This window comes from Deltaproteobacteria bacterium HGW-Deltaproteobacteria-2 (assembly GCA_002840505.1).
Classification (GTDB): Bacteria; Desulfobacterota; Syntrophia; order Syntrophales; family Smithellaceae; genus Smithella.
Genome location: PHBC01000001.1, coordinates 569,560 through 581,945, shown reverse-complemented (window position 1 = coordinate 581,945; position 12,386 = coordinate 569,560). Strand labels below are relative to the sequence as shown.

Below are 12,386 nucleotides of genomic sequence, written 5' to 3'. Positions count from 1 at the left end.
ATGCCTAATAATTTTTGATTGTTATAGACACTCGCAATAAGTTGAAGGTAAATAACTGTTTTAATTGATTTATTTAACCGGTTTGCGCACTATAACCCACATATTGTCGCTGGTGGGAAAACGATCCCAGATATTAAACCGGACAATTTCAAAACCTGTACCGATAATTATTTGTTTAAGAGTTTTCGGCGTCCAGTAATTAACATGATCGGGATACCGAAAACCACACCATTTTTTTTGTGTAACCATGCGGTTCAGACAGCCATAATTAGGAACTTTAATAACAAGAGGAGCTCCCGGCTTCAATATGCGGGAAATTTTTTTTAGAACCTCACGGGGTGCAGATTCATGTTCGAAATAGGCGGACATGATAGCCGCAACAAAAAAATCTTTTTCAAAAGTATCTAATCCAAGAAGAGCATTGCCGCAGAAAACACGGCCACCTCTGGATTCGGCGATTTTTCGTGCCCTATCGGAAAGTTGTTTTGATACCTCAATGCCGGAAGGAATATATTTTTTCTCCAGACGGGCCATTACTTCTCCTCCACCGCATCCCACATCCATTACATGACCAGGCGGAAAATACTTTTTCACTACATCAATCAGTTTGTCCCTTCGAATCAAGTTATCTTTGTAATGTTCAATAACACGCACGCCACGCCGCAGAGCGGATTCTTTTTTCGCTTTTTCCTCAGAGACCTGATGAGATGTTTTTTCCCAGGCATAGATTTCTTCCAGATCTTCGTAAGCGGGGGGATTCTCCAGATAAACTAATTTACAACGAGAACATGCCTTTATTATCCACTGATCTTTGGAGTAAACAGAAGGTTTCTCTCTTGCGTTGTCGACGCCGCATAAAGGACACAACCGATAGTTACCTTCAGCCATTATTTTTTGCTTTCCCATGTTTTTCTCTTGAAGTCTTGTACTACTGTAGTGTCTCATAAATATCTATACAATATGTCATATGTCATTTCGAAGTCCCGCATACGCGGGATCATACTCCGCGAGAAATCTTAATGATCGTAAGAAGATACAAGATATCTCCCGCTGGTCGATATGACAAGGTTTCATTGAGACACTACACTAGAATAATAAGACAATAATTCTAAGGGAACTTTTACATAACTGGTGATTGGTTTCAAGCTTTTTTAATATATCATAGTGTATTTTATTTTTAATGAAAAAGGCATGTTTTGCTCAATGCAAGTTATAATTTCAGATAACTTTTTGAAAGAAAATATATAAGTTATCTTTGATTGTTTTTACTTGCCCGCGCTGTTTTTTTAACCTATACTTTTTCCACTTTTAATAAGGTTTATATTTTATATATATGATGTCGGCTTGGAGAAAAGGTAAATGGCAATTATTATTGATGGGAATAAAATAGCACAGAATATTCGTAACGAAGTACGCCAAAATGTCCTTGAACTCAAGGAGCAAAAGGGCGTTGTGCCAGGTTTGGCTGTTATTCTGGTAGGGGATGATCCTGCATCCAAAATATATGTTGGCAAAAAAGCACAAGATTGTGCCGAAGTAGGTTTTTTGTCTCGAGAATATAAGCTTCCCGCCGAAACTAGCGAGGATAAGCTGGTTGGCATTATCCGGGAATTGAATGCTGATAATTTTATTCATGGTATCCTGGTGCAGCTTCCTGTGCCCAAACATATTCGTCCGGATAATATTATTGAAGCTATTGATCCCCGCAAAGATGTAGACGGCTTTCACCCTTATAATGTCGGCAGGCTGGTTGCCGGCAGACCATGCCACCCTTCCTGTACACCCTACGGAATAATGGAGTTGTTTGATCGCAGTGGCATAGAACTATCCGGAAAAGACGCGGTTGTTGTCGGACGCAGCAATATTGTGGGGAAACCCATGTCGTTCATGCTGCTGTCCCGCAATGCCACGGTTACAGTTTGCCATACAAAAACAAAAGATCTTGCTGCTGTAACCCGTAGAGCCGATATTCTGGTGGCTGCGGCAGGAAAGGCGCAAATGATTAAAGGCGACATGGTCAAGGAAGGTGTCGTTGTGATTGATGTGGGCACTAATCGTCTGGACAACGGAAAGCTTGTGGGCGATGTTGATTTTGCCGCTGTGTCGGAGAAAGCTTCATATATTACCCCCGTTCCCGGAGGAGTCGGTCCCATGACGCGGGCGATGCTTTTGAAAAACACGCTGAACGCGGTTTTGAGTTATTAATGAGATTTTACGATTATCTAAGTATTGCGATCAGAAAAAAGTCTTTTTAAAAATTCCCATTTCAGTAATCTTGGTCCAATCAATATTTATAACCAAAATTACCTTGACAGACAAGACCGGCTTCCATAAAGTTTAAAAATGAAACAACAAAGTTTTATAGAGGATAATCTTATAAATAGGAACGGGCGTATTAAGGTTTTTTTGCCTATGGAGGTCGAGGAAGAAACCGTTAAAGTTGATTGTGATATCTGCGGTGAAACGAACCGCCAAGTTCTTTTCATCAAAGAAGGGTTCCCGCACTGCCGCTGCACAAACTGTGGGCTTGTCTATGTCAGCCCAAGACTAAAACGTCATTTAGAATTGCAGAGACATTACGGTACGGGGACAATGGGTGAAGAGAAATTAACGCCCGCCCAAGCAAAACGTCTGAAGAAAGCGGTAGCCAAAATCGAACCTTGGCGACAGTTGAACAGATTCCTGGACATTGGTCCTGGCTGGGGATGGTATATGGATGCGGCGGCCGAGGCCGGTTGGGAAACTTGGGCGGTAGAAGTTAATACCAGAGCCTTGTCTTATCTAAAAAAATTGGTTTCCAGTAGGATAATGGCTGTTCCAGCCGAAGAGTTTGAATCGCCGGAAAATTATTTTGATGTGGTACGCCTTTCGGATGTCATTGAACATTTAACCTCTCCCCGCCGAGTTGTGGAAAGAATTTTCAGGTCTTTGCGTCCGGGTGGCCTTTTGGAATTATCCACCACCAACTTCGCTTCTCTTTCCATGAAGATCAATGGTCCGCAATGGATGTACCTGAACGGAACAGATCATATTATTCTCTTTGAGCCGCAAACAATGAATCGCCTACTGATGCAAACCGGTTTTCAGCATATCCAAATCCGTACGAGAGATTTCCATCTCAAACGTAGACTTTATCATCCCGAAAAAGAACTTTCACCTGGTTCAACCATACTGCGCCCTTTCAGAAAGCTTCTTGATGAAACTCTTTTTCTTACTTCTTATGGTCACCAACTATTGGTCCAAGCCACTAAGCCGGTTACCTAAACTTAAATAATGATCGAGAATGACATATTCGTATCAAATTAAAAGAAATTTATGGATTGCAATAAACATCGTTTTTCTTATTGGCGGGAATAGATTTTGAAGAATAATATCTGTTGCAAGAATCATTATTTAAAAAGAGTATAAGATCTAAATGAATGTTGATATTATTGTAGCTACATACAAGCGATACGATCTGTTGCAGGAAACCTTGCAAAGTGTGGCCAATCAAAGTTATCCGCATTGGAAATGCTGGATTGCCGAAGACGGCGAATCAAAAGAAACTTATGATGCTGTAAAATCTTTTCTACAGGACAATCGTTTTACATACTTGCCTGGAATTCACGCGGGATTTCCCACTATCCCACGAAATCGCGCTATTAGACAGGGTAGTGCTGAATTTATAGCTATTCTTGATGATGATGATCTGTGGCTGCCAGATAAATTGCAATGTCAGGTAGAGTATTTTAATGATAATCCGAAATGTGTCGTATTGGGTTGTAATGCTTATTTTTGGGATGGAATGGAAAGTTGGGATAAATCACCATTATATTTTAAAAAGGAAAGGCTGGGAAAGATAAGTTATTATAAATTTCTCAGCCAGAACTATATTATTCACTCCTCTTTAATGCTCAGGAGAAAAGCTATTGAACAAGCAGGTCTTTATAATGAGAAACTTGATCCACCTATTGGCGAAGACTATGAACTATGTTTGCGTGTAGGTGCGTTAGGTGAAATCTGGAGTTTGGCCGATCCATATATTGTCTATCGGCAAACGCCTTCGACATTTTATAAAAAATTGGATCGTCGTGATAGTTATAGAGCGGCAGTCAACGTTTTTGAATCGGCGTTAAAAGGTGTTGATAATGTGATCAGCCCACTTTCTTATCCTGAAAATGCACATCTCGCCGCCGCCTGTCGGCGCAAGAGAGACTTCTATCTTGCCGGTCCCCGAGTCCTGGGACAATTGAGACATAAGTTTGAGTCGAATATAAACAGATTTTTAAATTTTAAAAAGAAAAAAATTCATCAGGAATAAATTCGCCAATTCAATTTGTTAACTTATTTTCGGAATAATCGGCCGAAAATTTTTTAAAGATATTTATTTGCAAAATTGTTTTGTAAAGAACATCGGCAACTATGACATGACCTGTCGCAGTTAAGTGGCTGTCGAGGACATAAAAGTTCCGGTCTTGAAGATATTGTGACATATCCAGAATGATCATATTACGGATAAACAAAGGTTGGTCAGGTTTGGCTGCTTTTCCTCTCAGTTCATTGGTAAACCTATTGGTTTGATTTATGCCGTTCATTTCGAAAACGATAATAGGCAGGCTTGCCAGTATATCTGTGTTTTGCTTTAGAACATGAATGAACAAATCAACATCGTTTAAATAGTTGTCGTTTGTTTTCTTTTCTTGCTTTAACTTCCATTCATCCCTTCTTTTTTTTATTTTAAGTCCGATATATTTCCCCGGGAAATATGATTTTGACTTGCTGTGTTGTACGGCAAGATTATTAAATGTTGCGGCTCTCATAATTTGCGGTCTATTGCCGTTAACGAAAAAAAGCCTGTTTTCATCATAATCATCACTGCAGTATTGGATGATCAGGCATTTTAATTGAGATCTATCCACTTTTCGAAGCATAAGCATTTCCCTTACTGTCCCATAAGACGGTATGGCTGTGTTGAGGGTTTTGCGTTTAATCCTGTTTTCCAATTGCTTAACAAAAGTTTCTGCCTGGTCAACCCCCCAACCCAGAGTATACGAATCGCCGAGAAACACAATTTCCGGAGCAGTTAGAGATTCTTCTGAATCTCGTACTCCCAGAGTATTAATCCTGTATTTATTGCTGTATTCTATTTCGGTAAAAACAAATTCCCCCGGTTTAAGTGTATAGCCGAGATCAGGGCTATGCTGGCCACAACCATCCTGATACTGTATTATTTTTCTATCACCTTGTATATAAAGATAGCCGATACTATTTTGAAGTTTACGGGGAAGCAATCTTAAAACTGTAGGGAAATGAGTTAAACAATACATTCCGGCTTCCAGTATGATGAAAATTGTAATAATAGTGGCAATTAAAATAATGATCGTCATAATCGTTTTCTACTTTTGTGCCATTTGTTAATCGATCCGGTAACATACGTAATCTAGAGTGATTTTTTCAGTGTTGCCACCTCATTAAACACTCTCATCATTTCTCGGTGATTTCTTTCGGCAGAATATTCCTGCCCGGTTAGAGCCGCTTCTTCAGACATTTCCCGGCGCTTTTTACTATCCATTAACAAACGCATCTTGTCCGCAAGATCGGAAGAATAAGGCGGATGGGAAAGTACATATCCGTTCTTCCCGTCGGTTATAATGCCGCAGGCGCCATTGAATATGGTTGTAAGAGAGGGGAGGCCGCTGGCCATGGCTTCTATAACCACAAGAGAACATGCATCGTAATACGTTGGAAGCACAAAGGCATCACTGTTAGCGTAAAACTCATCAATGGATTTAATCCGTCCTGCGAAGATAACATTATTTTCAAGGTGAAGGCGTGCTACAAGTTTTGTCAGCGAGTGGTAAGGCGATCCTCCAACCACGATAATTTTGAAGTTGTCATTCCCTGTTTTTTTTAGCTCTGCGGCGGCTTCAACAAGAGGCTCAATCCCTTTCTTTTTCAAGTCATAGGACACAAACAAAAAAACAGTATCATTCTCGCCGACACCCCATTGATTCCGTAAATTTCCTCTCATCCTTTGCTGTAATGAGCTGTTGTAGCGTTGGGTATCGACACCATTATATATAATTTCAATTTCACACGCCTTGGCGTGAAAGAACGATTGCATGTCTTCTTTGATCATGTCGGCGATAGCTATGATTCTGGGTTTAGGGTTGAGACGAAAGGGAGCCGCTTCTATCCACGCTCTGGTCCATTGTTTGATTGATAACAAAATAAGAATTCGTTTTATAATGCGGAACAAGGGATTCTTTTCCGCATAAACTTTTCTGGCGGTCGACAGTTGGTGAACTCCGCCGTGGCTCTGATAAACATTCATGTAGATTGTATTACCGAAGCCCATTACAACATCAAAACTCTGTTGTTTAATCATCTTTTTGTGCTTTTGTGCAAATAACAGCAGTTTTATCCAGGCCGGAAGAAATTTCGGTATGGATATTTCGTGAAAATGAGCTTCTTTTGGTTCGCCATCCCATCCTTCACCGAACAAATGTACTTCCCAGTCGTTTTTTATAAGTGTGATTGCCAGAGAAACTGCGTATGATTCCGCTCCTCCGGCATACCGGCTGAATTTTTCCATGGCAAACGCGATTTTTTTCATTATGGAATTCCTTCATGAAGAGAGCAAAACTATCATAGTCTGTTTACGGTAATAATGCCGTGTAGTACTTTTTCGACTTGCCGAACTTAGCTTGCCAGTTCTTTTCTCTCATCTTGTCCCATTTCCGGCCGTCAAACTTTGGTCCCTGATGGGTACTGCACCAGTTGTGATGAACAATGCTCTTGCTGCAGAAGCCGTTTTTCCATTTTGCTTCTTCAGGATATCTGTCAACAGTCAGCCAGAGCGGCATCAATATACGTTCTATTCTCAGAAAATATTCCAGATCTTCTGAGATTCCGATGGGGGCGAAGCCCTCATCAAAAAACCCAATTTGTTCTACCATAGCCGGTCTGACCATAAAGCAAACCGCAGATCGTCCTTCTTTTTTAAAAGGAACAAAAAGAGGCAGAGGTTTGCCCTTTACAAGCCGGCAAAAAGCTTCGTAACCACCCCATTTCTCATAGATCAAATCCAGCCCTTTGTTAATGACTTGGGTCGTATATGGTTTCTTGGGATCGACCCGATATTTTTTTGATAACGAATGAGCTTCAATTAATTCACTTAGAACAGGAGAACCGTTTTCCATGGCGGAAATCCAGCCGATAGCTTTGTCGTTTTCCATTGCTTCTACAAGCGGCTGTAACCAATCCACGCCGAAAAGGGCATCATTATTAGATATGACATAATAATTGTAGCAGAAACAATTCTCTTTTCTTTGCTCCGGAGAAAACTTTAATATCTGATTCCACGCAACAGCTACACCTGCATTTTGAGGATTTCTTAAAAAATAAATCGGGAAAGCTTTTTCTTTAAATTCACTTCTCAGAATACGTTCAATGTCAATTTCTGATCCGTTATCGATAATCAAAACAGAAACGTTCAGATCCAATTTGCTCGTTTCAGTGTTTCGATAAAGATGCTGCAAGCATGCTCTGGTGATTTCTATATTATTCAGAACAGGGATTCCGATTAAGATGTTAATCATTTTTCTTTTGTCGTCCTTTTTTTCTTCAAATGTTTGCTTGTAGATAGCGTAACATCATTCAACTTCCAAAGGATAATGCGAATCTGTATCGGTTTTTTTCTGATACAGGACTTCGTAAAGTATTATCCTTCCCGTGTCCTGATGACTCCATTCTTTCAATTTTATTAAATCCGTTGGCCGTAAAGATTGTAAAAAAGCAAACTTTTTCCTGGGCCAATTTTTCTCTTCCCATACAATATAACGGATATTTCGCATCCGCATATTGTGAATAAAATCGTCATAGCTGCTACCGATAATGCTTTTATCTTGCCAGCCGCTGTATTTTTCCGGACACGGCGCTCCCTGAACATGGAGATTTGCATAGTAATCGTTCCAACGCAAAGCATTTCCGAGTGTGATCATTTCGATGACGCCGGAACCACCATCCAGACGGGCAATTGTCTCGCCAATTTCTTTATAAACCAGTTTATCTGCTTCCCGGACTTTTAGATCTTTGGGCAGCGTCAATATAAGTACAAGCAGGCAAAGCACAATAACTCCTATGGAATCAGATAAACCGAATTTTTTATGCAGCCAGTTAATCAGCTTTTCCACACCGAAACCCATAAAGACTGCGGAAGGAAGGATAACCATTATCAATCTCCGGTTTTCCATGGACCATATATTCAGGCAGTAAATATACAAAACAACTGCACTGATGGCTGCAATGATCACCAGTGATAAAATTCGCCGGTCTGTTCGCATTCTGTTCTTTAACCCTGTAAGACCCAGAAGCAGGAGAAGGAAAAAAGGATAAAAGAAGGCTTCCATGGCGCTTTGCAGGACAACACCCAAAGCGATAAACCAGATTAGTGTCCTTGAATATCTCATGAATTCAATGGGAATGCCTGGAGGAGGATTGAGAACAAGTGGCGTTAGGTTTATCTCCAGATGGCGATAATTATCAAATAAATTAATGATGGACAAAGGAATCTCGTGAAATCGATACCAGTAAAAACTACCCGGGTGGCGGATTAGTTGGATTACTATAAATAATGAAACCGCCAAAATAATCGGTGAAAGAAAGAGAAACAAGGCTTTTAATTTGCGATTTTTGAAAACCATGAAAATATAAATACAACCGCCTATTATAAAAGCGATGTTTTCGATACGTGTTGCCGTTGCCATTATAAAGGAAAGACTGCTGAGGATAAGAAAGAAAGGAGTGTCTCTTTCATCATCATAGACCAGAAGGTATAATCCCAGAACAGCAAAAAACCACGAAGATGGATCACGTATAACATTGACACTCTGATCAACGAACACAGGAAGCATTACAAAAATAAAGGTCGTAAGGAAGCTCGTTTTCTCATCGAGGAAACGACGCAGGAAAAGATAGAGCGGAATAATCATCAATGTTCCGAAAATGAGGTTGACGGCCATTGCCCCATGCATCCAGTCACCGGCAATTGGATAAACCGCGGCAATAAGGATGGAATATAGTGTAAGCCAGTCCACCCCGGAGCAGTTATTGATGTTCTCCCATAGACCATAATAGAGGGCTCTGGCCTGATGGATGTAAATAGGACCATCCAGATTCATCATCATAGTGTGGGTAAAAGAAAAAACACGGATTGCCAAGGCAGAAAAGACGAGAATTACAAGATGGCTGATGATTGGTTTGCCGTCCTTTTGAGAAATCATATAATCTAATCCGTTAGACTATAATAATAAATAAAATTCATTTTTTAATGAGTCAGTTTTAAATTTATTTTTATAGTATGTTAATTTCAGTTCAGAGCGCAGTGCTTTTACTGCCTGATATAAAAAATGATCGCATCAAGCATTTTTATGATTTGCACCATTTCCATATTTGTGCTTATGTTATAGCAGTCAAATAGTCAAATAAATTATAGATTACTGCCTGAAGGAATGATAAATAAAACTGTTTTCCGAGGAGAAATATTTGGAAAAAATTCCTCTTTCCATAGCTATAATAACGAAGAATGAAGAAGAGAATATTCGTTCCTGTCTGCAGAGCATTTCTTTTGCAGACCAGATTGTTGTTGTTGACTCCGGAAGCACCGATAGGACACTGGAACTTGCTGCTGAATTCGGTTGTGAAATCTATCCTGAAGGGTGGCACGGTTTCGGCCGGCAGAAACAATTGGCAATCGAAAAGTGCCGTTTGCCCTGGATTTTAGTTCTTGATGCCGACGAACGGATCCCTTCTGAAACAGCGGATATAATAAAACAAATTGTCATTGATCCTGATGTAGAGGAAGCAGGTTTCAGTTTCCCCCGGAAAAACTATTTTCAAGGACGATGGATTAAACATGCCGGTTGGTGGCCTGATCGCATTATCCGGCTTTTTCGAAAAGAAAAAGGTAGAATGACTTCTGCTCAAGTCCATGAGGCCGTGGAAGTAATTGGTATTGTAGGAGAACTTAATGTTCCCATTGAACATTATACGGAAAGCAGTTTAAGTAAGATAATTCAGAAGATTGACAAATATTCGACGCTGGGAGCCCAGGAAGCTTTCAAAGGTGGGAAGCATTCGTCAGTATTTTCAGCTTTTATGCGCGCGTTATTTACCTTTAATCAGGATTATTTTTTAAGGTTGGGTATTTTGGATGGCAGACAGGGGCTTACTCTTGCAGTGACCGATGCAGTTAATAAATTTTTTAAATACGCAAAATTGAGCGAACTTGTAAAAATAAACCGTGGCGGTAGGTAGGAAATGAATAAACGCTATGGTAATCATTCGGATAATAAGATTGATATATCAATAATTATTGTCAACTGGAACACAAAAGATCTCCTGAAAAATTGTCTTAAATCAATATATCAAACTATACATGATCTGAATTTTGAGGTCATCGTCGTTGATAACGCGTCCGCCGATGGTTCTATCGAGATGTTGGAGAGAGAATTTACTTCCGTTATCAGAATAATCAATAAAGAAAATAAAGGATTTGGAGCGGCAAATAATCAGGCATTTGCGGAGATGAAAGGTAAATACGCACTTTTGTTGAATACGGATACTGTATTAACATCTGAGGCAGTTAAAAAAATATGGAATTTTTGTGAGGTTAATGAAAAGGCTGCAATTGTCTGCGGTCAGTTGTTGAATGCCGACGGTAGCAAACAAAACTCCGTTGCTTCATTCCCCAGTTTGCTTACGCTTGCCGCCAATACTTCACTTTTGGAATTCCTGTTTCCCGGCTGGTTTCCAAGTAAAAGATACAAACACACATCCCCTATTGAAGTTGATTCAGCAATTGGCGCCTGCATGATGATCAGGAAAAAAGCATTGGATGAGGCAGGTTTTTTTGACGAACGGTACTTCTTCTTTTTTGAAGAAACCGATTTGGCTTACACAATGCGCCTTAAAGGCTGGAAAATTTATCAGGTGCCGGATGCCCTTATTTATCATTTACAGGGGCAAAGTATTGGACACAATATAAACTCACGCATCGAGTTTTATCGTTCACGTTATCAATTTTTAAGAAAATGGCACAATCTTCTTTATTGTTATTTAGCCACCGGCATAATTTTTTTGCGGTTATTGGCTAATGGAGTTTCCAATTTTATTTTTGTTGTTTTGACTTTAGGCCTGAACAAAAAGTTGCGATATAAATTGATCATGTATTCCAAGTTAATCTTTTGGCATTTTCAGAAAAATTAATTACCAGCATAACAAAAACAAACGCACTAATCCATTGACAGTATGGCATGATTTTAGTACTAATCAGTAGTTTCTTCGATAGGTTATAACCCTTCAGTTAATGTAACTGAGAGGGCGGAGCTGTGAAAATTGTATATACAGCCATAGAAGAATATTTATACCATTTCGATTTCAAAGAATGACGATGCCAACAAAGTCAGTCAAAGAAAGCGGATTGGTATTAGCTTAAATTAAAATACATTAAACTTGGGAGGCGAATAAATTAATGGAAGAAGTTTATGCTGTTTTTAAAGTATTTCTTGATCCTCTTTTTATTGTGTTTGTTTTGATATTGATATCTTTCATTCTTTTTCTACTTAACTGCAAAAAGAAGAACAGCGCATTGATTTTGTTGCTGTCTATTGTTCTTATTTATGGCGCCAGCATCGCTCCTGTGGCCAATTATCTTTGTTACTATTTAGAAAAAGATTATATTAATAATCAGAATGTCGGCAGTAAAAATATTGATGCCATTATCGTTTTAGGTGGTGGCACGAAAGATATTCACGCCTTAAAAACTACTTTTAATTCAGGAATAGAATCTCTTCGTGTGCTTCACGCTGTCGTGGTTTATAATAAAACCGGTACCCGGTTTTTTGTTTGTGTCGGCAAAGGAGAGGGAAAAGTATCGGAAGCTCAAGCAATGGCGAAATTAGCGCAATCTTTGGGTGTTCCCAACGAAAAAATAAGAATCGAACCCAATTCAAAAAATACCTCGGAAAATGCGAGTGAAGTAAATAAAATGTTTGGCGATAGAAAAATTAATATCGGCCTTGTTACATCGGCTTTCCATATGAAGAGGAGCGAAAGCGAATTCAAAAAATATTTTACTAATGTAGTGCCGCTACCTGCTCATTATTTATATTCATCGCCCGGGAAAAACGTCGTTATTAAATACATGCCGCAATCAGAAGAACTTTATAAAACTTCTCTTGCCTTGAAAGAAATCACCGGTCAATTATGGTACCGGTTGAAATAATATGGGAACCACGGGTATAAAACATAAAGCAAGCTTTGGAAACATTTCGCGGCATTATATAGCATCACTTTAATTTGCACATGGGATAATCCCTCGTCGCTTCGCTCCTGGGATAATTCGT

Annotated in this window: 11 protein-coding genes; 6 read left to right on the top strand and 5 right to left on the bottom strand. The window is 39.5% G+C overall.

From position 1 onward, the window contains the following. Positions 1-69 precede the first annotated feature (69 nt). Entirely contained in the window at positions 70-945 is an 876-nt protein-coding gene (locus CVU62_02675; protein PKN39123.1) for a hypothetical protein, read from the bottom strand. Between the two features lie 414 nt (positions 946-1,359). Here CVU62_02675 and CVU62_02670 point away from each other — a divergent pair, with 414 nt between their 5' ends. From CVU62_02670 to CVU62_02660, 3 genes are all read left to right on the top strand, one after another. Then, positions 1,360-2,205 carry a bifunctional methylenetetrahydrofolate dehydrogenase/methenyltetrahydrofolate cyclohydrolase FolD gene (locus tag CVU62_02670; GenBank protein PKN39122.1) on the top strand — a complete coding sequence of 282 codons (846 nt, stop codon included), beginning with the start codon at positions 1,360-1,362 and terminating at the stop codon, positions 2,203-2,205. Positions 2,206-2,343: 138 nt separating this feature from the next. Further along, positions 2,344-3,264, top strand: a complete 921-nt coding sequence (locus CVU62_02665) for a hypothetical protein (GenBank protein ID PKN39121.1) — start codon at positions 2,344-2,346, stop codon at positions 3,262-3,264. 151 nt (positions 3,265-3,415) lie between these two features. Then, positions 3,416-4,300, top strand: a complete 885-nt coding sequence (locus CVU62_02660; protein PKN39120.1) for a hypothetical protein — start codon at positions 3,416-3,418, stop codon at positions 4,298-4,300. A gap of 10 nt (positions 4,301-4,310) precedes the next feature. Here CVU62_02660 and CVU62_02655 read toward each other — a convergent pair whose 3' ends face one another. The 4 genes from CVU62_02655 to CVU62_02640 are packed head-to-tail and all read right to left on the bottom strand — an operon-like array spanning position 4,311 to position 9,263. Continuing rightward, positions 4,311-5,366: a hypothetical protein gene (locus CVU62_02655; protein ID PKN39119.1), complete on the bottom strand. Its 1,056-nt coding sequence runs from the start codon at positions 5,364-5,366 to the stop codon at positions 4,311-4,313. Between the two features lie 53 nt (positions 5,367-5,419). Further along, the gene (locus CVU62_02650; protein PKN39118.1) at positions 5,420-6,595 is read right to left on the bottom strand and encodes a hypothetical protein; all 1,176 of its coding nucleotides are present in this window, start codon (positions 6,593-6,595) and stop codon (positions 5,420-5,422) included. Positions 6,596-6,638: 43 nt separating this feature from the next. After that, a complete protein-coding gene (locus tag CVU62_02645) occupies positions 6,639-7,580 on the bottom strand; it encodes a hypothetical protein (protein ID PKN39117.1) in 942 nt (313 codons plus the stop codon). A gap of 54 nt (positions 7,581-7,634) precedes the next feature. Further along, positions 7,635-9,263, bottom strand: coding sequence for a hypothetical protein (locus tag CVU62_02640; protein ID PKN39116.1), 1,629 nt, complete (start codon positions 9,261-9,263; stop codon positions 7,635-7,637). Positions 9,264-9,498: 235 nt separating this feature from the next. Here CVU62_02640 and CVU62_02635 point away from each other — a divergent pair, with 235 nt between their 5' ends. The 3 genes from CVU62_02635 (at position 9,499) to CVU62_02625 (ending at position 12,265) form a co-directional block, all read left to right on the top strand. Further along, entirely contained in the window at positions 9,499-10,296 is a 798-nt protein-coding gene (locus CVU62_02635) for a hypothetical protein (protein ID PKN39115.1), read from the top strand. A gap of 3 nt (positions 10,297-10,299) precedes the next feature. Further along, positions 10,300-11,247, top strand: coding sequence for a glycosyltransferase family 2 protein (locus CVU62_02630; protein PKN39114.1), 948 nt, complete (start codon positions 10,300-10,302; stop codon positions 11,245-11,247). 265 nt (positions 11,248-11,512) lie between these two features. Beyond that, positions 11,513-12,265, top strand: a complete 753-nt coding sequence (locus tag CVU62_02625) for a hypothetical protein (GenBank protein ID PKN39113.1) — start codon at positions 11,513-11,515, stop codon at positions 12,263-12,265. The last annotated feature ends 121 nt before the right edge of the window (positions 12,266-12,386 follow it).